Raw genomic sequence first — 20331 nt, forward strand, 5'->3', positions numbered from 1 at the left:
TGCGCGCAGCAGACCGCGCCAGCAGCGCGCAGCGCCGCTCCTGCGAATCCCCAATCCCGAATCCCCAATCCCCGCTTCACAGCGTCTGCTCCAGGATGCGCCAGCACAGGCCGGCGAAGTCCACGCCCAGTTGCGCGGCGGCCTTGGGCACCAGCGAGTGGCTGGTCATGCCCGGGGCGGTGTTGACCTCGATCAGTTGCAGGCCGCGCACGCGGTCGCGCATCACGTCCACGCGGCCCCAGCCGCTGCAGCCGGCCGCGGCGAAGGCCTGCAGCGCGAGCTGGCGGATCTCGGTCTCGTCCTCGCCGTCCATGCCCGGGCACAGGTACTGGGTGTCCTCGGCGATGTACTTAGCGTGGTAGTCGTACCAGTCGCCGGCGGGGACGATGCGGATCGACGGCAGGGCGACGTCGCCGAGGATGCCGACCGTGTATTCCTCGCCCTGCACCATCTGCTCCATCAGCAGTTCGCCGCGGTAGTCGGCGGCGAAGGCGCGCACCGGCGCCAGGTCGGCCTCGGCCAGCACGCGGAACACGCCGACGCTGGAGCCTTCGCAGGCCGGCTTGACGAACAGCGGGTAGCCCAGCGCGGCGGCGGCCGCCGCCAGGTCGGCCTGAGCGTCGATGCGGGCGAAGCCGGGCGTCGGCAAGCCCGCGGCGATCCACACCTGCTTGGTGCGGATCTTGTCCAGGGTCAGCGCGCTGCCGAGCACGTCGGGGCCGGTGAACGGCACCTGCAGCGCGCGCAGCAGGCCCTGCAGCACGCCGTTCTCGCCGTCGCCGCCGTGCAGGATGTTGAACACGCGATCGACCGCGCCGGCGCGGATGCGCTCGAGCAAAGCAGGAATGCCGTCCACCGGCTGCGCGTCGACGCCGCGGCTGCGCAGCGCCTCCAGCACGTTGGCGCCGGAGTTCAGCGACACCTCGCGTTCGCTGGACGTGCCGCCGAGCAGCACGGCGACGCGGCCGAACGCGGCCGGGTCGGTGACGCGCGGCGGCGGCAGGGTCTGCGCGCTCATGCGTCCGCTCCGCCGGCGAAGCCGTGCTGGGCGATGTGCTGGGCGACGTAGCCGATGTCGCCCGCACCCATCATCAGCAACAGGTCGCCGTCCTGCAGCACGTCGGGCAGCACGCTGTCGAGTTCGCCGACCTGGCCGACCACCACCGGCTCGCTGCGGCCGCGCGCGCGGATCGCGCGCGCCAGCGAGCGCGCGTCTGCGCCCGGGATCGGCGCCTCGCCGGCCGGGTAGACCTCGCTGAGCACCAGCGCGTCCACTTCCGACAGCACCGCGGCGAAGGCGTCGAACTGGTCGCGGGTGCGGCTGTAGCGATGCGGCTGGAACGCGACCACCAGGCGCTTGTCCGGCCAGCCGCCGCGGGCGGCGGCGAACACCGCGGCCAGCTCGCGCGGATGGTGGCCGTAGTCGTCGACCACGCGCACGCGCGCGCCGCCGGCGGTGGTCACTTCGCCCAGGTCGTTGAAGCGGCGGCCGATGCCGGCGAAGCTCTGCAGCGCGCTGGCGATCGCTTCCGGGGCCACGCCGAGCTGCCAGCCGATGGCGGCGGCGGCGAGCGCGTTGAGCACGTTGTGCCGGCCCGGCAGCGCCAGGGTCACCGGGATGCTGCTGCCTTCCGGCAGACGCAGGGTGAAGCGCATGCGCGGACCGTCCTGGACCACGTCCTCGGCGCGCACGTCGGCGTTCTCGCTGAGGCCGTAGCTCATCACATGGCGCGGGGTCTTCGCCGCCAGCGCGGCCACTTCCGGATCGTCGATGCACAGCACCGCCAGGCCGTAAAACGGCAGGCGCTGCAGGAACTCGGCGAACGCGGCCTGGACGCGGGCGAAGTCGTTGCCGTAGTTCTCCAGGTGATCGGCGTCGATGTTGGTGATGACCGAGATCAGCGGGTTCAGGCGCAGGAAGCTGCCGTCGCTCTCGTCGGCCTCGGCCACCAGCCACTGGCCGCCGCCGAGCTTGGCGTTGGCGCCGGCGGCGAGCAGCTGGCCGCCGATCACGAAGGTCGGGTCCAGCCCGCCTTCGCTGAGCACCGCCGCGGCCAGGCTGGTGGTGGTGGTCTTGCCGTGGGTGCCGGCCACCGCGATGCCGCGGCGGAAGCGCATCAGTTCGGCCAGCATCGCCGCGCGCGGCATGATCGGAATGCGCTGGCTGCGCGCCTCCATCAGCTCCGGGTTGTCCTCGCGGATCGCGCTGGACACCACCACGCAGTCGGTGCCGAGCACGTTGGCCGCCGAGTGCCCGCGCATCACCCGCGCACCGAGCTTGACCAGGCGCCGGGTGGCCGCGTTGTCGGCGTTGTCCGAGCCGGACACCTCATAGCCCAGGGTCAACATGACCTCGGCGATACCGCTCATGCCGGTACCGCCGATGCCGACGAAGTGCACGCGCGGGAACGCGCGGACCAGATCGCCGGTGTCGTGGAGGCGGCGGATCACAGGGCACCTCCGGTGGAGGTGCCGGGATTGGGGATTCGGGATTGGGGATTCGTGTCGCTGGCGGCCGGTTGCCGCAGCGCTGCACGTTGTACGGGTGTCTGCATGGTGTCCTGCTTGTGCTCCTGCTTCTTGCCAATCCCCAATCCCGAATCCCGACTCCCGGCTTCTTCGAGCACGATGTCCGCAATCCGCTCGGCCGCATCCGGCTTGGCCAGCTGGCGCGCGGCCTCGGCCATGGTCAGGCGCTGTGCGGGCTGTGCCAGCAGGTCGCGCAGCACACGCTGCAGGTGGCCTGCCAGGGCGTCGTCCTGCTTGAGCAGCACGGCGGCGCCGCGTTCGACCAGGTATTCGGCGTTGCGGGTCTGGTGGTCGTCGACGGCGGCGGCGAACGGCACCAGCACGCTGCCGATGCCGACCGCGCACAGTTCGGCCAGGGTCGAGGCGCCGGCGCGGCACACCACCAGGTCGGCCCAGGCGTAGGCAGCGGCCATGTCGCCGATGAAGGCTTCGACGCTGGCGGCGACGCCGGCATCGGCATAGGCACGCTGGGCTTCCTCGCGCAGCGCTTCGCCGCACTGGTGGCGCACCTCGACGGCCATGCCGAGCGCGGCCAGCGCCTGCGGCAGCGCCTGGTTGAGCACGCGCGCGCCCTGGCTGCCGCCCAGCACCAGCAGCCGCGGCGCGCCGTGGCGCGCGGCCAGGCGTTGCGCCGGCGGCGCCAGCGCGGCGATCTCGGCGCGCACCGGGTTGCCCACCGCTTCCTCGCGCGTGGCGAAGCTGCCGGGGAAGCCGGTCAGCACGCGCCGCGCGACCCGCGCCAGCACCTTGTTGGTCAGGCCCGGCGCGCGGTTCTGTTCGTGCACCAGCAGCGGCAGCTTGAGCAGGCGCGCGGCCAGACCGCCTGGGCCGGCCGCGAAGCCGCCGAAGCTGATCACCGCACGCGGCGCCCGCCGGCGCAGCACGAAGCCGGCGGCGCGCACGGCGCGCATCACCCGCACCGGTGCACCGAACAGGGCCAGCGCGCCCTTGCCGCGCAGCCCGCCGATCTCGATCGTGTCCAGCTCGATGCCGTGCTCGGGCACCAGCCGGGTTTCCATGCGCCCGGCCGCGCCCAGCCAGACCACCGGCACGCCGCGCGCGCGCAGCACCTTGGCCACGGCCAGCGCGGGGAAGATGTGTCCGCCGGTGCCGCCGGCGAGGATCATCACCGGACGCGTGCCCTGCACCGTGCTCATCCCAGCCTCCCGAAGGTGGGTTCGACCCGCGGCTGCATGCGGCTGGTGCCGCGCCCCGGGGCGCCCTGGATCGCCGCGGCGACCGCGCTGGCGCTGGCCTCGCGCGCGGCGTGCAGGTCCTCGGCGTTGTCCACGGTCTGCTTGACCGGCATCGCCGCGTCGCTGCGCACCAGCGCCACCTGGCGCTCGGCGCGGTTGAGTTCGTAGGACACGCGCAGCAGCAGGCCCATCGCCACGCAAGTCATCAGCACACTGGAACCGCCGGCGGAGATCAGCGGCAGGGTCAGGCCCTTGGTCGGCAGGATGCCCAGGTTCACGCCGACCGAGACGAAGCTTTGCAGACTGATCCACAGGCCGATGCCGAAGGCGATGTAGCCGGAGAAGTGGCGCTTCATCTCCACGCAGCGCATGCCCAGCCAGAACGCGCGGCCGACCAGCAGCGCGTACAGCGAGATGATCAGACACACGCCGACGAAGCCCAGCTCCTCGGCGATGACCGAGAAGATGAAGTCGGTATGCGCTTCCGGCAGGTAATTGAGCTTCTGCACCGAGCCGCCCAGGCCGACCCCGAACAGTTCGCCGCGGCCCACCGCCATCAGCGCGTTGGACAGCTGGTAACCGGAGCCGAGCTGATCGGCCCACGGATCCAGGAACGAGGTGATGCGGCGCAGGCGGTACGGCTCGAGGATCGCGATGAAGGCGAACACCGGCAGGCCGATCACGATCGGCATCGACATGCGCGGCAGGTTCACCCCGCCCAGCACCAGCATGCCGGCGGTGATCGCCAGCAGCAGCGTGGAGGAACCGAAGTCCGGCTGCAGCAGCAGCAGGCCGACCAGCGCCACCGCCACGCCCAGCGGCTTGAGCATCGCCGGCCAGGTCGCGTTGACCTCGTCGCGGAAGCGCACCAGGTAGCTGGACAGCCACACGATGTACAGCACCTTCACCGCTTCCACGGTCTGGAAGCGCGAGATGCCCAGGTTGATCCAGCGCCGCGCGCCGTTGACCGTGCTGCCCAGGCCGGGCACGAACACCACCAGCAGCAGGCCGAAGCAGGCCAGCAGCAGCAACTGGTTGTACTGCTCGATGTTCTTCAGCTCGGTGCGCATCGCCCAGAACGCCAGGCCGATGCCGCCGGCCAGGAACAGCAGGTGGCGGCTCAGGTAGTAGAACGGGCTGGTGGTCAGCTCGATCGAGCTGGAGCCGACCATCACCACGCCCAGCGACGCCAGCGCCACCGCGGCGCCGAGCAGCCACGGGTCGTAGCGGCCACCGATGGCCTCCAGGCGGGTCGCTTGGCGGGCAGCGTCGTTCATCAGCGCACCTTCAACGTGGCCAGGCCGACCAGCACCAGCACCACCGAAATGATCCAGAAGCGCACGATCACCCGCGGCTCCGGCCAACCCTTCAGCTCGAAGTGGTGGTGGATCGGCGCCATGCGGAACACGCGCTTGCCGGTGAGCTTGAACGAGGCGACCTGGATCATCACCGACAGGGTCTCGATGACGAACACGCCGCCCATGATCACCAGCACCAGTTCCTGGCGCACGATCACCGCGATGGTGCCCAGCACCGCGCCCAGCGCCAGCGCGCCGATGTCGCCCATGAACACCATCGCCGGGTAGGTGTTGAACCACAGAAAGCCCAGGCCCGCGCCGGCGATCGCGGCGCAGATGATGATCAGCTCGCCGGCGCCGGGAATCGTGGGGATCTTCAGGTAGGCGGAGAACACCGCGTTGCCCGAGGCATAGGCGAACACGCCCAGCGCGCAGGCCACCAGCACGGTCGGCATGATCGCCAGGCCGTCCAGGCCGTCGGTCAGGTTGACCGCGTTGGAGAAGCCGACGATCCAGAAGTAGGCGATGGCCACGAAGCTGATCCCGGCCAGCGGCAGCGCGATCGACTTGAACATCGGGATGTAGAAGGTGATCGCCGCCGGCACGTCGGCGGTGTAGTACAGGAACAGGCCCGCGGCCAGGCCGAAGATCGACTGCAGCAGGTACTTCCAGCGCGACTTCAGCCCGTTCGGGTCGCGGCGCACGATCTTGATCCAGTCGTCGTACCAGCCGATCACGCCGAACGCCAGCATCACCGCCAGCACCAGCCACACGTAGCGGTTGCGCAGATCGCCCCACAACAGCACCGACAGCAGCACGGTGAGCAGGATCAGCGAGCCGCCCATGGTCGGGGTGCCGGCCTTGGAGAAGTGGGTCTGCGGGCCGTCCTGGCGGATCGGCTGGCCGCCCTTGAACTGCGCCAGCTTGCGGATCACCGCCGGGCCCAGCCACAGCGACAGGAACAGCGAGGTCAGCGCCGCGAGGATGCCGCGGAAGGTCAGATAGCCGAACAGCCCGAACATGCTTTCGAGCTGCTGCAGCCAGCGGGCGAGTTCAAGCAGCATGCGGCGCCTCCTGTGCCTGGTGCAGCAGCGCGCGCACCACGGCGTCCATGGCGCTGCCGCGCGAGCCCTTGACAAGGAGCGTGGCCGGGGCCGGCTGGAGCGCGCCAACGGACGGCGCGCCGGTGTTCTCATGCATCTGCTTCGATTCCTGCTCTTGATTCTGCGTGTTCCGCGTCGCGGCCACGGCCGCCAGATCGCGCTGCAGCGCCTCGATCAGCGCCGCATGGCTGTCGAACACCCGGCCGTTCTCGCCGAAGGCCTGCGCGGCGTGGGCGCTGAGCGGGCCGAGCGCGTACAGCCGGGTCAGCCCGGCGTCGCGCGCGCGGCGCCCGCCGCTGGCGTGCAGGGCTGCGGCGTCGGCGCCGAGTTCGCGCATGTCGCCGAGCACCAGCCAGCGCTCGCCGCCGGCCGCGGCCAGCGCATCGATCGCCGCGGCCAGCGAGCCGGGGTTGGCGTTGTAGCTGTCGTCGATCAGCACCGCGCCGTCGGGCAGCGTGTGGGTGATCTGCCGTCCGGGGACCGGCTGCACCTGCGCCAGACCGGCGGCGATGCGCGCCGGCGCCACGCCCAGCCCCAGCGCCAGCGCGGCGGCGGCAAGGGCGTTGAGCAGGTTGTGCCGGCCCGGCAGCGGCAGCGTCGCCTCGACGTCGCCGCGCGGGGTGGTCAGCACGAACTGGGTGCGGTCGGCGGCCATGCGCACCTGCGCGGCACCGACCTCGGCGCCCGGCTGCAGGCCGAAGCGCAATACCTGCGGCCGCGCCTCGCCGGTCGCCAGGCGCTGCTCGAACCAAAGGCCGAAGGCGTCGTCGGCATTGATCACCGCGGTGCCGTCGGCCGGAAGCGCGGTGTAGATCGCGCCCTTGGTCTGCGCCACGCCGAGCAGGCTGCCCAGGCGTTCCAGGTGCGCGGCGGCGATGTTGTTGACCAGCGACACCTGCGGCGGCGCGATGTCGGTGAGATAGGCGATGTCGCCCGGCTTGCCGGCGCCCATCTCGTAGATTGCGTAGTCGGCGTCGTCGGGCGCCTCGATCACCGCCAGCGGGAGGCCGATCTCGTTGTTGCGGTTGCCGGGATTGGCATAGACGCTGCCGCCGTCGATGCGGCAGGCATGCTGCAGGATCGCCAGCAGCAGCGCCTTGACGCTGGTCTTGCCGTTGCTGCCGGTGATCGCGGCCACGCGGGTGGCGCGGCCGCGCTGCATGCCGGCGGCGATGCGCGCCAGCGCCAGTTGGGTGTCGGCGACGACGACCTGCGGCAGTTCGATCTGCGGCTGCACGCGCTCCACCAGCAAGGCGCTGGCGCCGCGCGCAGCGGCGTCGGCGACGAAGGCGTGGCCGTCGAAGCGCTCGCCGCGCAGCGCCACGTACAGGCTGCCGGCGGCCAGGCTGCGGGTGTCGTGGCTGATCGCGTCGATCGCCACGTCGTCGCCGTGCAGCTCGGCGCCGGCCCAGTGCGCGATCATCGACAACGGCAGGCGCTTCATCGGGCCGCCTCCGCCGCATGCGCACGCAGGGCCTGCGCGGCGACCTCGGTGTCGTCGAACGGGTGACGCACGCCGGCGATCTCCTGATAGGGCTCGTGGCCCTTGCCGGCAATCAGCACAATGTCCTCGGCGCCGGCGTCGGCGACCGCCATGGCGATGGCCTGGGCGCGGTCGCGCTGCACCTGCACCGCCTGCATGCCGTCGAAGCCGGCCAGGATGTCGGCGACGATGCGGTCGCCGTCCTCGCCACGCGGGTTGTCGTCGGTGACCACCACGCGCTCGGCCAGGCGCTGCGCGATCGCTGCCATCTGCGGGCGCTTGCCGGTGTCGCGCTCGCCGCCGCAGCCGAACACGCAGGTGATGCGGCCTTGCGCGTGCGCGCGCAGGCTCTGCAGCGCCTGCTCCAGCGCGTCGGGGGTGTGTGCGTAGTCGACCACCACCAGCGGCTGCGCGCCATCGCCGCCAAGCCGGTTCATGCGCCCGCGGATCGGCTGCAGCTGCGCCAGGGTGGCGGCGATGCGCACCGGCGCCATGTCCAGCGCGTGCAGCGCACCAGCCACGGCCAGCAGGTTGTCGACGTTGAAACGGCCCAGCAACGGCGACTGCAGCGGATGCCGCTCCTCGCCGATCGCCAGGGTGAAGCCGATACCGCGCGCGTCCAGGCGCAGCGCCTCGGCGCGCACCTCGGCGCCGTCCTGGCCGCGCGAGCTGACCGCGATGCGGCGCAGCGCCGGATCCAGCGTGCCCAGCAGCTCGCGGCCGAACGCATCGTCCAGGTTGACCACCGCCGACTTCAAGCCCGGTGTGGCGAACAGGCGCGCCTTGGCCGCGCCGTAACTGGCCATGTCGCCGTGGTAGTCGAGATGGTCGCGGGTGAGATTGGTGAACACCGCCACGTCGAAATGCACCGCATCCACGCGGCCCTGGTCGAGCGCGTGCGAACTGACTTCCATCGCCACCGCCTGCGCGCCGGCGTCGCGCAGCTGCGCCAGCAGCGCGTGCAGCGGCAGCACCAGCGGCGTGGTGAAGCCGGTCGGCTGCACCTGCCCGTACAGGCCGGCGCCGAGCGTGCCAACGCTGCCGCTGCGCGTGCCCAGCAGGTGCCAGGCCTGTGCCAGCAGTTGCACGGTGGAGGTCTTGCCGTTGGTACCGGTGACCCCGACCATGGTCATGGTCTGCGAGGGATGGCCATGGAACTGGTCGGCCATCGCGCCCATGCGCGCGCGCAGGCCCGGCACCGCGATCGCGTCGGCCGGCGCCGGCAGCTCGGCCGGGGCCGGCGGTTCGTACAGCACCGCGACGGCGCCGTTGGCGCGCGCCTGCTCGACGAAGCCCAGGCCGTGCGCGCCGAACCCGGCGATCGCCACGAAGGCATCGCCCGGGCGCACCGCACGGCTGTCCATGACCAGCCCGGACACCTGCACGTCGTGCGCCAGCGCCACACCCGGCAGCAGTTGCGACAGCGACATCGCGCGGGTCACTGGCGGGTCTCCTGCAGCGGCGCCGGCAATGCGGCCGGCGGCGGCGCCACGGCGCGCGCGCTGGGCAGCGCGGCATCGACCTCGGCGGCGGCGTCGGGCACGGTGGCCGGATCCGGCTCCACCGGCGCCGGCGGCGGCGCGTGGCCGCTCTTGCCGGCGGCCTGCGCGGCCAGCCACGACTGGATGTCGTCCGGCGGCACGTCCATCAAGCGCAGCGCGCCTTCCATCACGTTGTGGAACACCGGCGCCGAGACCAGGCCGCCGTAGTACTTGGCGCCTTGCGGGTCGTTGATGACGATGACCGTGGCGAAGCGCGGGTTGCTCGCCGGCACCAGGCCCGCGAACAGCGCGTTGTAGTGGCCGCGCTCGTAGCCGCCGGGGCCGGCCTTGCGCGCGGTGCCGGTCTTGCCGGCGACGTGGTAGCCCAGGATCGCCGCGCCCTTGGCGCCGCCCTGGGTGACCACGGTCTCCATCATCGCCACCACTTCCTTGGCGATCGCCGGGTCCAGCACCTGCTTGCTGTCCTCGTGCTGGCCCTTGACGAAGGTCGGGGTGACCAGGCGCCCACCGTTGCCCAGCGCGCAGTAGGCGCGGGCGATCTGCAGCGGCGTCACCGACAGGCCGTAGCCGTAGGACATGGTGGTCTTGGACGAACCGCTCCAGCGCGCCGGCGACGGGAACACACCGGCGGATTCGCCGGGGAAGCCGCTGTGCGGGGAGCTGCCGTAGCCGTAGCTGTGGACCTGATCGTAGAAGGTCTGGTCCGGCAGCTTGGCCGCGATCTTGGCCGCGCCGATGTTGGAGCTGCGGGTGATCACCCCGGTCACGGTCAGCACGCCGTTGTTGCGCGGCACGTCCTTGATGGTGAAGCGGCCCACGGACATGTAGCCGGGGTTGGTGTCGATCAGCGTGTCCTTGGTCACCACCCCGGCCTTGAGCGCGGTGGAGATGGTCAGCGGCTTCATCGTCGAGCCCGGCTCGACCAGGTCGGTGACCGCGCGGTTGCGGCGCACGTCCGGATTGACCCCGTTGACCGCATTGGGGTTGTAGGTCGGCAGGTTGACCATGGCCAGGATCTCGCCGGTGGCCACGTCCATGATCACGATCGAGCCGCCGGCGGCCTTGTTCTCCACCAGCGCGTTGCGCAGTTCCTTGTAGGCCAGGAACTGGATGCGGCGGTCGATGCTCAGGGTCAGGTCCTTGCCCGGCTGCGCCGGCTTGACCAGGTCGATGCTCTCGACGATCGCGCCCTTGCGGTCGCGGATCACCCGCTTGGCGCCCGGCTTGCCGCGCAACCATGCATCGAACGCCAGCTCCAGCCCTTCCTGGCCGCGGTCGTCGATGTTGGTGAAGCCCAGCACGTGCGCCATCGCTTCGCCCTGCGGGTAGAAGCGACGGAATTCGCGCTGCGAGAACACGCCGGGGATGCCCAGCGCGACCACCGCATGCGCCTTGTCCGGATTGATCCGGCGCTTGAGGTACATGAACTCCTTGTCCGCCTTCTGCGACAGCTTGGCGGTGAGTTCGTCGACCGGCAGCTCCAGCGCCTGCGCCAGCTGCGGGATGCGGTCCGGGTTGCGCAGCAGTTCCTGCGGGTTGACCCAGATCGACTCCACCGGCGTGGACACCGCCAGCGGCTCGCCGTTGCGGTCGGTGATCATGCCGCGCGAGGTAGCGATCGGCAGTTCGCGCAGATAGCGCGCCTCGCCCTGGCGCTGGTAGAAATCGCTGTTGATCAGCTGCACGTAGGCCGCGCGGCCGATCAGGGTCACCGAGCACAGGCCCAGCGCCGCGCCGACCAGCACCAGGCGGCCGCGCAGGTTGAAGTTGCTGCGGGTGCGGTTGCGGCCGCTCTTGCTCACGGGCGCACCACCACGATGTCACCGGTCTCGGGGAACTTCATCCCCAGCCGCTCGCGCGCGACCTGGTCGACGCGATTGCTCTCGGCCCAGGTCGCCTGCTCCAGCTGCAGCCGGCCGAACTCGATGTTCAGCTCGTCGCGGTTGTGCTCCAGCCGCGACAGCTCCACGAACAACTGGCGATGGCGATGGCGCATGTACACCACCCCGATCGCCGAGGCGATGGTGCAGGCGAGCAGGACGATCAGCAGCAGCCGGCTCATTGGGCATCTCCGTGCGGAGACGCCGGGATTGGGGATTCGGGATTGGGGATGCGGCGGGCGCTCTTCTCGAATCCCGAATCCCCAATCCCCACTCCCAGCTTCTCCGCCACCCGCAGCACCGCGCTGCGCGCGCGCGGGTTCACCGCCAGTTCGTCGGCGTCGGCCTTGATCGCGCCGCCGTGCAGGCGCAGGGTCGGGACGAAGGTGGTGGCCTCCGGCAGGCGGCGATTGCTCGGCGGGGCCTTGGCATGGCGCTGCATGAACTGCTTGACGATGCGGTCTTCCAGCGAGTGGAAGCTGATCACCGCCAGGCGGCCGCCGGGCTTGAGCCGGGCCAGCGCCGCGTCCAGGCCGGTCTCCAGATCGGCCAGTTCGCGATTGATGTGGATGCGGATCGCCTGGAAGCTGCGGGTGGCCGGGTGGGTCTTGCTGTCGCCGCGCGGCATCACGCTAGCGATCAGTTCGGCCAGCTCGGCGGTGCGGGTCAGCGGCTGCTTCTCGCGGCGGGCGACGATGGCGCGGGCGATGCGCCGGCTCTGCCGCTCTTCGCCGTAGGTCCACAGCACGTCGGCGATCTCGCGCTCGTCGGCGCGCGCCAGCCACTGCGCCGCGCTCTCGCCGGCCTCCGGATCCATGCGCATGTCCAGCGGACCGTCCTTGCCGAAGGAGAAGCCGCGTTCGGCCACGTCCAGCTGCGGCGAGGACACGCCCAGGTCGAACAGCACCCCGTCCAGGGCGACGGCGGCGTCCCACTGGCCCAGCTCGGCGAAGCTGCCGCGATAGATGGACACGCGCGCGTCGGCGCCGAACGCATGTTCGGCTTCGGCGATCGCCTCGGGGTCCTTGTCCATCACCAGCAGCCGGCCTCCCGGGCCGAGTTTGTGCAGCACCCCGCGCGCGTGTCCGCCACGCCCGAACGTGCCATCCAGATAGATTCCGTTTTCGATCACCTGCAGCCCGTCCAGGACCTGCGCGAACAACACCGGCACATGCGCCGCCGATGGTTGCGACACCGGGAGGTGACCGGCCTGCGCCTGTCCGCGCATCCGGACACCCCGACTCACAACTTCAGATCGAGCAATCCATCGCCCAGATCCTCGTCAGACAACGTCTGCTGGATCAGTGCGCGATGAGCCTGCTCGCTCCACAGTTCGAACTTGTCGCCCATGCCCAACAGCACGGCGCGCTTTTCAATGCCCACCGCAGCGCGATGGCTCGGCGGAATGGTGATGCGGGCGTTGGCGTCCAGCTCCAGCGCAGCCGACGAACCCACCAGCTTCTGCTGCAGGACCCGCACCACGCGCTGGGTGTTGGGCTTGGCCATGACGTCGTCACGGACCCGCTCCCACTCCTTCTCCGCATACAGCCACAGGCAGCCGGCCTCGAACGGGTTGTAGGTCAGCACCAGCCGATTGCCGCTCACGCGCGCGACGAGGTCGCGGTACGCGGTGGGAACCGCCATACGCCCCTTGTCGTCCACAGTGATTGCGGTCTCGCCCTGAAACACGACGCCTGCACCTTTCCGAATCCGCCTGGGCGGTCATTGAACCACGAAAAACCACAAAAAACCCGGTTTCCCCTCAAGTGCCCACCTTAGCAGCGCGCAACGGGTTGTCAACAACTTTGCGAGCGGTAAATCGCTAGCGGGATCAATGGTTTGCAACGATCTTTAGAGACTTGTTCAAGGCTTATCCACAAGTTACTGTTTCGTCTCAAATTTTGAGATTGAACGGAAATTCAGGCCTGTGTAGAGGGCGTTAAGGCGATCGTCACCGACCATCGACATGGCGCCTGGGCTCGCCTCGCGTTGCGCAAGCGCGCACACTGCCGGGCATGTGTCTGGTCGTTCTCGCGCACGCTGCGCACCCGCGATGGCGCTTGCTGCTGGTCGGCAACCGCGACGAGTTCCACGCCCGCCCGACCGCGCCGCTGCAGCGCTGGCCGGCCCCGGCGCAGCGCCTGCTGGCCGGGCGCGACCTGCGCTCCGGCGGCACCTGGGTGGGGCTGGACGACGCCGGCCGCTGCGCCGTGGTCACCAACGTGCGCGACCCGCTGGCGTCGATGTCCGGCGCCTCGCGCGGGGCCCTGATCGCCGACTACCTGACTGGCGCACAGCCGGCCGCCGCGTTCGCCGACGCGCTGGCGGCGCGCGCCGACGCCTACCCGCCGTTCAACCTGCTGCTGGCCGATGCGGCCGGCGCCGCCTACGTGGGCAACCACCCGCCCGGCCGCAGCGCCCTGGAACCGGGCGTGCACGGCATGTCCAACGGCGCGCTGGACGCGCCCTGGCCCAAGACCCTGCGCCTGCGCACGGCCGTGACCGCCTGGATCGCGGCCGGCGACGACGACCTGGCGCCGCTGTGGCGGGCACTGGCCGACGAAACCCTGGCCGACCCGGCCGACCTGCCCGACACCGGGGTCGGCCCGGACCTGGAACGGCGGCTGTCGCCAGCCTTCATCCGCGGCCGCGAGTACGGCACCCGCGCCAGCACCCTCGTCGCGGTGGACGCCGCCGGCCACGGCTGGATCCACGAGCGCCGGTTCGGCCCGGACGGGGTGTTTCTGGGGGAGACGCGGCTGGAGAACCGGGATCTAGCGGATACCGGGAGGCAGTGACGCCTGTGCTCAGCCATCGCCCGCCAGCGACGACGGCGTGGCGAACGTGTGCTGGCACGTCGGGTGCGTGCAGTCGGGACTGAAGTCCCTCCCACAATGGGGCAGCAACGGCGGCGAAGGGAACAGAATCGGCATCGGCGATAAGCCAGGCTCCATCGCGCCGCCGTGGTCAGCGCCTGCCATGCGCTCGAGGCAAGCCAGCACGCGCCGAGCGTGCGCAGCAAGACGAAAGTGGCGGAGCCGGCCGATAAGCCGGGTTCTGTCGTGGACAGTCATTCTTCTAGGCGCACCGTCACCGGTACGCTCGAGCAACCTACCCGGACCCGACGCGGGCCGCGCCATGAGGTCCCTATTTGGTCTTGCTCCAGGTGGGGTTTGCCGTGCCGGTCCGTTACCGGACTCGCGGTGCGCTCTTACCGCACCATTTCACCCTTACCGGCCTGCTTGCGCAGACGTAGGCGGTATCTTTCTGTTGCACTAGTCCGTCGGCTCGCGCCGCCCAGGCGTTACCTGGCACCTTGCCCTATGGAGCCCGGACTTTCCTCGGCATCCCGCCGCACCGAAATGCGAGGGATGACGCGACTGTCTGGCCGACTCCGCCGTGCGCATTGTCGCATGCCTGTAGGAATAAATTCCCAGTTGCGCGCAAACGCCCGGTGAAGCCGGAAAACAAACGCACTGCATCAACCGCCGTACAACGCCTTGCGCGACGCACCGGTCAGTTCGGCGGCCAGCTTGGCGGCGGTGGACGGCGGCAGGTGTTCGCTGAGCTTGGCATAGACGCGGCGGCCTTCGGCCAGCTGCGCGTCGGCGTCGTCGCCGGCGCCCTGCACCATCAGCACGAACTCGCCCTTGCGCTGGTTGTCGTCGGCCTCGACCCGGGCGTGCAGGTCGGCCAGGGTGCCGTCGAGCACGGTCTCGAACAGCTTGGTCAGCTCGCGCGCCATCACTGCCGGGCGGGCGTCGCCGAAGGCGGCGCGGCAGTCGGCCAGGGACTCGGCGATGCGGTGCGAGGCTTCGTAGAACACCAGGGTGCGCGGCTCGCCGGCCAGCCGCACCAGGCGCTCGCGGCGCGCCGAGGCCTTGGCCGGCAGGAAGCCCTCGAAGGCGAAGCGGTCGCTGGGCAGGCCGGCCACGCTGAGCGCGGCGATCGCCGCGCAGGCGCCGGGCACCGGGCTGACCCGCACCCCGGCCGCGCGCGCCGCGCGCACCAGGCGGTAGCCGGGGTCGCTGACCAGCGGGGTGCCGGCGTCGCTGACCAGGGCCAGCGACTGGCCCTCCAGCAGGCGCGCGACGATGCGCTGCGACAGTGCCTCCTCGTTGTGTTCGTGCAGCGCCAGCAGCGGCCGCTCGATGCCGAAGTGGGCCAGCAGCTGGCCGCTGCGGCGAGTGTCCTCGGCGCAGATCGCCGCCACCGAGCGCAGCGTCTCCTGGGCGCGCGGCGTCAGGTCGGCGAGGTTGCCGATCGGCGTGGCGACGACATGCAGGGTTCCGGGCTGGGCGCTCATCTACGGCTTTCCATGGTCAAGGGTAGAATCGTAGCGGTTTTCCCCGGCGCGCCCGGCGTGCCCAGCCGAATGGACCAGAAATGAACAAGCGATTCGCAAGGATTTCCGCCCTGTCGCTGCTGGCGCTGCTCGTCGCCGGCTGCGCCACCACCAGCGTGACGCCGAGCGCCTCGCCGGCCCAGTCGGCGGCGCTGGCGCTGCTGGACCAGGGCAAGCCGCGGGACGCGGCGCAGCAGCTCGAGGCGCAGGCCGCCGGCGCCACCGGCAGCGCCCGCAACCAGTTGCTCGGCGACGCCGCCTTCGCCTGGTACGAAGCCGGCGACGCCGCGCGTGCGCGCAGCCTGCTGGCGCAGGTGCAGCCGCGGCAGTTGCCGGGGCTGAGCAAGGTGCGGGTGGCGCTGGTCGAGGCCGAGCTGGCCCTGGCCGACCGTCAGCCGGCCAAGGCGCTGCAGGCGCTGGGCAGCGATCCGCGGGACGTGCCGCAGAACCTGCGTGCGCGCTGGCACCTGGCCCGCGCACAGGCCCTGGAAGGCACCGGCGACGCCACCGCGGCGCTGGACGAGCGCGCCCGCGCCGACAACGGCCTCAGCGGCCAGGCGCGCAGCGACAACCAGCGCGCCATCGTGCGCCAGCTGGCCGCGCTCAACGACGCCACCCTGCAGGCGCGCGCCGCCGCGCTGCCGGCCGGCGACCCGCTGTACAACTTCGTCGGCCGCGCCCTGCTGAGCCGCGGCCTGGCGCTGCCGCGTCCGTTCGACCGCGGCGAGCAGTGGGGCTTCGACACCAGCAAGCGGCCGCCGGCCGAACGCGACGGCTACCGCCCGCCGGCCAAGCTGGCGGTGCTGCTGCCGCTGAGCGGCAGCCTGGCCACCGCGGCCGCACCGGTGCGCGACGGCCTGCTCGCCGGCTACTACGGCGAGACCCGGCGGCGTCCTGCGATCGACTTCATCGACACCACCGGCACCCCGGCCGGGGCGCTGGCCGCCTACCAGAAGGCGGTCGACGGCGGCGCCGATTTCGTGGTCGGCCCGCTCGGCCGCGACGAGGTCACCGCGCTGTTCGGGCGCGACGCGCTGCCGGTGCCGGTGCTGGCGCTGAACCGCGGCACCCACGCCCCGCCGGGCGGCAGCGCCGGCTTCTCGCTGGCGCCGGAAGACGACGGCATCGCCGCCGCCGAATACCTGCTGGCGCACGAGCGCGGCAACACCCTGGTGATCGGCAGCAACGACGACACCGGCCGCCGTGCGGTGGCCGCGTTCCGCGACCGCTTCAGCGAGCGCGGCGGCAAGGTCGCCGGCAGCATCAGCGTGGCCGAGACGCCCGGCGATATCGGCGCGCAACTGCGCAACGCCGGCGCCGCCGACTCGGTGCTGCTGGCGGTCAAGGGCAACACCGCCCGCGCGCTGGCGCCACAACTGGCGCTGGCCGGCTTCGCCGGCAAGACCCGGGTGGCGACCTCGCAACTGGTGCTGGGCACCGGCAAGCCCGAGGACGACCTGGTGCTGGACGGCATCGTCTACCCGAGCGAGCTGTGGAACGTGCGCGGCGTCGGCGGCCTGCCGGCGGCGACCAGCGTGGCCGACATGCTGCCGACCGCACGCGGCCCGGCTGGGCGCCTGTTCGCGTTCGGCTACGACGCCTGGCAGATCACCGCGTACCTGGAAAAGCTGGCGACCGCCAAGGACAGCGGCCTGCGCGGCGCCACCGGCGTGCTGCACCTGGACGGCTTCGGCAACATCGTGCGCACCCCGGCCTGGTCCACCTTCAGCGGCGGGCGTCCGACCCCGCTGCCCGATGGAAACTGAGCGGCGCCGACGCGGCAACGCGGTGGAAGCGGCGGCGCGCGCCGAACTGGAGCGCGCCGGCCTGCGCCTGATCGCCGCCAACGTCGCCTTCCGCGGCGGCGAGCTGGACCTGGTGATGCAGCAGGCGCAGAGCCTGGTGTTCGTCGAAGTGCGCTACCGGCGCCGCACCGCGTTCGGTGGCGGCGCGGCCTCGGTCGATCTGCGCAAGCGCCGCCGCCTGCTGCTGGCGGCGCAATTGTTCCTGGCCGCGCATCCGCAGTACGCCAACTGGCCGTGCCGCTTCGACGTGGTCGAGGCCGACGGCGATCCGCCGCGGCTGACCTGGCTGCGCGATGCGTTCCGCGCCGAGGATTGCTGAGGTGCCCAGCGTCTTCACCCACGCGGCGGTGCCGCTGGCACTGTGGGCCGCCGCCGATCGCGGGCGCATCTCCACCCGCCTGCTCGGCGCCGGCATCGTCGCATCGATGTTGCCCGACGCCGACGTGCTCGGCTTCGCCCTGCACATCCCCTACGCCGACGCCTTCGGCCATCGTGGCGCCAGCCACTCGCTGTTGTTCGCCGCAGTACTGGGCGTGCTCGGTGCGCTGCTACACCGGCCCCTGCGCGCCGGTGCGCTGCAGGCGGCCACGTGGCTGCTCGTCTGTACCGCCTCGCATCCGTTGCTCGATGCGATGACCTCCGGCGGCCTCGGCGTGGCACTGGGGTGGCCGTGGAGCGAACAGCGCTGGTTCGCGCCGTGGCGGCCGATCCGGGTCTCGCCGTTCGCCAACGGCTTCTTCAGCGCCCGCGGCATGGCCACGCTGTGGTCCGAACTACGCTGGGTGTGGCTGCCGCTGGCACTGGCGGTGCTCACCTGGAAACTGCTGCAGCCGCCCTCGCCCTCCGCGTCTTCCTCTTCGCCGCCTTCGCCATGACCACCGCCCTGCCCACCGCGCTCACCGACACCCTGTCCGCCCTGCTCGGCGCCGAAGGCTGGCGCACCGACCCCGACAGCCGCCGCAGCTACGGCGAAGACGATTCGCGGCGCTGGGCGCTGGCCGACGCGGTGGCGCTGCCGCAGACCCGCGAACAGGTGCAGGCGATCGTGCGCGCCTGCCGCGCGCACCGCGTGCCGCTGGTGGCGCGCGGCGCCGGCACCGGCACCGCCGGCGCCGCGGTGCCATTCGGCGGCGGCGTGGTGCTGTCGTTCGCGCGCATGAACCGCATCGTGCAGCTGCGCCCGGCCGACCGCTGTGCGGTGGTGGAACCGGGCGTGCTCAACGGCGATTTGCAGCAGGCCTTGGCGCCGCACGGGCTGTTCTGGCCGCCGGACCCGTCCAGCGCGGAGATCTGCAGCGTCGGCGGCAACCTTTCCACCAATGCCGGCGGGCCGCGCGCGGTGAAGTACGGCGCCACCCGCGACAACGTGCTCGGCCTGGTCGCGGTGACCGGCGCGGGCGAGCTGATCCGCTGCGGCGGCGCCTACACCAAGGATGCCACCGGCTACGACCTGACCCACCTGCTGGTCGGCAGCGAAGGCACCCTGGCGCTGATCGTGGAAGCGACGCTGAAGCTGTCGCCGCGGCCGCTGGCGCAGGCCGGTTTGCGCGCGCTGTACCGCGACGCCGCCGCCGCTGCTGCCGCGGTGTCGCGGCTGATGGCGCAGCCGAGCACGCCGACCATGCTCGAGTTCATGGACCGCAGCGCGATCGCGCTGCTGCGCCGCAACGGCAGCGACGTGCCCGAGGCCGGCGCGATGCTGCTGATCGAGGCCGACGGCGACCACGACACCCTGCCCTACACGCTGCAGGCGTTGGGTGCGGCGGCCGAGGGCGACGGCCTGCTGACGCTGGACGTGGCCGCCGACGGCAGCGCGCGCGACCGCCTGTGGGCCGCGCGCCGCGCGCTGTCGCCGGCGCTGCGCACGATCCGCCCGGGCAAGATCAACGAAGACGTGGTGGTGCCGGTGTCGCGCATCCCCGAGCTGGTGGCCGGCGTGGAAGCGCTGGCCGCCGAGTTCGACCTGCCGATCGTCGCCTTCGGCCATGCCGGCAACGGCAACCTGCACGTCAACATCATGTACGCGCCCGACGACGCCGCCGAAACCGCGCGCGCGCAGGCCGCGCTGCCGCGGCTGTTCGCGCTGGTGCTGGCGCTGGAAGGCACGCTCTCGGGCGAACACGGCATCGGCGTGGCCAAGCGCGATTACATGGACCAGGCCTTCGACGCGGCCACGCTGGACGCGATGCGCGCGATCAAGCGCGCGCTGGATCCGGATGGGATCCTCAATCCGGGGAAGGTGTTGCCGGAGCCTTGATTCGGGAATCGGGAATCGGGAATCGGGAATCGCAACAGCATCTTTCGCGTGCGGATCCATTGCAACGTCGCCATGCTGCCATGCTGCCATGCCGTTGTAGGAGCGGCTTCAGCCGCGACTGTGCGCTACCGGTCAGTCCACGGTCGCGGCTGAAGCCGCTCCTACGACGAACAAGGCGATCGCGGCACACGCGATGGCATTGCGCACAAGATGCGCTATCGCGACCGACGACCAATGCGGTGCGTGGCGGCGATGGGCACCTTGCCGGACGCCGCTCCCCCACATACGGCCTTCATGACACGCATTCGGCAGGCGTGACCACGCGGACGTGATCGGCGCCTTCGGCGAGCGTCGGCGCTTCGAACAGGTTGTGCACCGAGCGGATCGCCTCCTCCGGAACCTGTTCGTCCGCGGCACGCTGCAGGTTCCGCGCGAGCGCGACGGGTAGCGCGACCTTGATCCACGCGATCTCGATCCAGGCGCCAGCCGCTTGCGCGATGGCGACGATCGGCGCCCGGTGCCGGGCACCGGGCAGCGCCGCGTCGAAGTAGACGGTGCATGGCCGCACCGGTTGCTGCGCAATCCACGTGGTCTTGCCCGCGCCCTGCAGGCCGCACACGATGACGACCGTCCAGGGTCCGGCGGGTGCGCACGACGCGGCGAGGATCGCCTTCAGGGCATCGTGGCTTTGCCGCCACGCGGTTCGGTTGCGTTCCGGTGTCCAGACGCGACCATGTTCCGTTTGCAGGAAGCGGTCCGGGTTGACCACGATGGGATGGGAGCACAAGGTCATCTGTTCTTTCGTTGATCGCGTCCCACCGGCTGCCAGGACACGCATTGCCGCCGTAGGAGCGGCTTCAGCCGCGACCGAGCGTCACAGGCAATGCCAAGGTCGCGGCTGAAGCCGCTCCTACGGAAACCAAGGCAAGGCCG

At 71.3% G+C, this 20331-nt stretch carries 18 protein-coding genes and 1 other RNA gene; 5 read left to right on the forward strand and 14 right to left on the reverse strand.

Annotation, left to right across the window (positions count from 1 at the left end; translation table 11 throughout):
* Positions 1-76: 76 nt before the first annotated feature.
* From PG878_RS17340 to PG878_RS17390, 11 genes are read right to left on the reverse strand one after another with little or no spacing between them, the layout of a single operon-like run.
* Positions 77-1018: a D-alanine--D-alanine ligase gene (locus PG878_RS17340; protein WP_209032371.1), complete on the reverse strand. Its 942-nt coding sequence runs from the start codon at positions 1016-1018 to the stop codon at positions 77-79.
* Positions 1015-2451: a UDP-N-acetylmuramate--L-alanine ligase gene (gene murC / locus PG878_RS17345; protein WP_010340124.1), complete on the reverse strand. Its 1437-nt coding sequence runs from the start codon at positions 2449-2451 to the stop codon at positions 1015-1017. Before murC ends, PG878_RS17340 begins: the two co-directional genes overlap by 4 nt.
* The gene (gene murG, locus PG878_RS17350; RefSeq protein WP_209032372.1) at positions 2448-3686 is read right to left on the reverse strand and encodes an undecaprenyldiphospho-muramoylpentapeptide beta-N-acetylglucosaminyltransferase; all 1239 of its coding nucleotides are present in this window, start codon (positions 3684-3686) and stop codon (positions 2448-2450) included. The genes murC and murG overlap by 4 nt, the downstream gene beginning before the upstream one ends.
* Positions 3683-5002 carry a putative lipid II flippase FtsW gene (gene ftsW, locus PG878_RS17355; protein ID WP_209032373.1) on the reverse strand — a complete coding sequence of 440 codons (1320 nt, stop codon included), beginning with the start codon at positions 5000-5002 and terminating at the stop codon, positions 3683-3685. Before ftsW ends, murG begins: the two co-directional genes overlap by 4 nt.
* On the reverse strand, positions 5002-6087 hold the full coding sequence (mraY, locus tag PG878_RS17360; RefSeq protein ID WP_010344435.1) for a phospho-N-acetylmuramoyl-pentapeptide-transferase: 1086 nt from the start codon (positions 6085-6087) through the stop codon (positions 5002-5004). Before mraY ends, ftsW begins: the two co-directional genes overlap by 1 nt.
* Positions 6077-7570 (reverse strand): UDP-N-acetylmuramoyl-tripeptide--D-alanyl-D-alanine ligase, encoded by a 1494-nt coding sequence (locus tag PG878_RS17365; RefSeq protein ID WP_209032374.1) that lies wholly within the window; start codon positions 7568-7570, stop codon positions 6077-6079. Before PG878_RS17365 ends, mraY begins: the two co-directional genes overlap by 11 nt.
* Positions 7567-9039, reverse strand: a complete 1473-nt coding sequence (locus PG878_RS17370) for a UDP-N-acetylmuramoyl-L-alanyl-D-glutamate--2,6-diaminopimelate ligase (protein WP_244672736.1) — start codon at positions 9037-9039, stop codon at positions 7567-7569. The genes PG878_RS17365 and PG878_RS17370 overlap by 4 nt, the downstream gene beginning before the upstream one ends.
* Positions 9040-9047: 8 nt before the next feature.
* Positions 9048-10913, reverse strand: coding sequence for a peptidoglycan D,D-transpeptidase FtsI family protein (locus PG878_RS17375; protein WP_209032376.1), 1866 nt, complete (start codon positions 10911-10913; stop codon positions 9048-9050).
* Entirely contained in the window at positions 10910-11173 is a 264-nt protein-coding gene (ftsL, locus tag PG878_RS17380) for a cell division protein FtsL (protein ID WP_009576670.1), read from the reverse strand. Before ftsL ends, PG878_RS17375 begins: the two co-directional genes overlap by 4 nt.
* Positions 11170-12219, reverse strand: coding sequence for a 16S rRNA (cytosine(1402)-N(4))-methyltransferase RsmH (rsmH, locus tag PG878_RS17385; RefSeq protein ID WP_209032485.1), 1050 nt, complete (start codon positions 12217-12219; stop codon positions 11170-11172). The genes ftsL and rsmH overlap by 4 nt, the downstream gene beginning before the upstream one ends.
* Before the next feature lie 14 nt (positions 12220-12233).
* Positions 12234-12635 carry a division/cell wall cluster transcriptional repressor MraZ gene (locus tag PG878_RS17390; protein WP_010344444.1) on the reverse strand — a complete coding sequence of 134 codons (402 nt, stop codon included), beginning with the start codon at positions 12633-12635 and terminating at the stop codon, positions 12234-12236.
* Between the two features lie 371 nt (positions 12636-13006).
* Here PG878_RS17390 and PG878_RS17395 point away from each other — a divergent pair, with 371 nt between their 5' ends.
* On the forward strand, positions 13007-13789 hold the full coding sequence (locus tag PG878_RS17395) for an NRDE family protein (RefSeq protein WP_209032377.1): 783 nt from the start codon (positions 13007-13009) through the stop codon (positions 13787-13789).
* A 232-nt stretch (positions 13790-14021) separates the two neighbouring features.
* On the opposite strand, the gene rnpB is transcribed toward PG878_RS17395, so the two are convergent.
* Positions 14022-14387: RNase P RNA component class A (gene rnpB / locus PG878_RS17400), an RNA gene on the reverse strand.
* An 85-nt stretch (positions 14388-14472) separates the two neighbouring features.
* Positions 14473-15297, reverse strand: coding sequence for a 16S rRNA (cytidine(1402)-2'-O)-methyltransferase (gene rsmI, locus PG878_RS17405; RefSeq protein WP_209032378.1), 825 nt, complete (start codon positions 15295-15297; stop codon positions 14473-14475).
* An 80-nt stretch (positions 15298-15377) separates the two neighbouring features.
* On the opposite strand from rsmI, the gene PG878_RS17410 reads away from it, so the two are divergent.
* From PG878_RS17410 to PG878_RS17425, 4 genes are read left to right on the forward strand one after another with little or no spacing between them, the layout of a single operon-like run.
* Complete coding sequence (locus PG878_RS17410; protein ID WP_209032379.1) at positions 15378-17102, forward strand: penicillin-binding protein activator; 1725 nt, start codon at positions 15378-15380, stop codon at positions 17100-17102.
* The gene (locus tag PG878_RS17415) at positions 17092-17460 is read left to right on the forward strand and encodes a YraN family protein (protein ID WP_209032380.1); all 369 of its coding nucleotides are present in this window, start codon (positions 17092-17094) and stop codon (positions 17458-17460) included. The genes PG878_RS17410 and PG878_RS17415 overlap by 11 nt, the downstream gene beginning before the upstream one ends.
* A 1-nt stretch (position 17461) precedes the next feature.
* The gene (locus PG878_RS17420; RefSeq protein ID WP_209032381.1) at positions 17462-18016 is read left to right on the forward strand and encodes a metal-dependent hydrolase; all 555 of its coding nucleotides are present in this window, start codon (positions 17462-17464) and stop codon (positions 18014-18016) included.
* Positions 18013-19398, forward strand: a complete 1386-nt coding sequence (locus PG878_RS17425; protein WP_209032382.1) for an FAD-binding oxidoreductase — start codon at positions 18013-18015, stop codon at positions 19396-19398. The genes PG878_RS17420 and PG878_RS17425 overlap by 4 nt, the downstream gene beginning before the upstream one ends.
* 292 nt (positions 19399-19690) lie before the next feature.
* On the opposite strand, the gene PG878_RS17430 is transcribed toward PG878_RS17425, so the two are convergent.
* The gene (locus PG878_RS17430; protein ID WP_209032383.1) at positions 19691-20191 is read right to left on the reverse strand and encodes an AAA family ATPase; all 501 of its coding nucleotides are present in this window, start codon (positions 20189-20191) and stop codon (positions 19691-19693) included.
* Positions 20192-20331 lie beyond the last annotated feature (140 nt).

The sequence above is a fragment of the Xanthomonas hawaiiensis genome (assembly GCF_031834635.1).
In the GTDB taxonomy this organism is placed as follows: Bacteria; Pseudomonadota; Gammaproteobacteria; order Xanthomonadales; family Xanthomonadaceae; genus Xanthomonas_A; species Xanthomonas_A sacchari.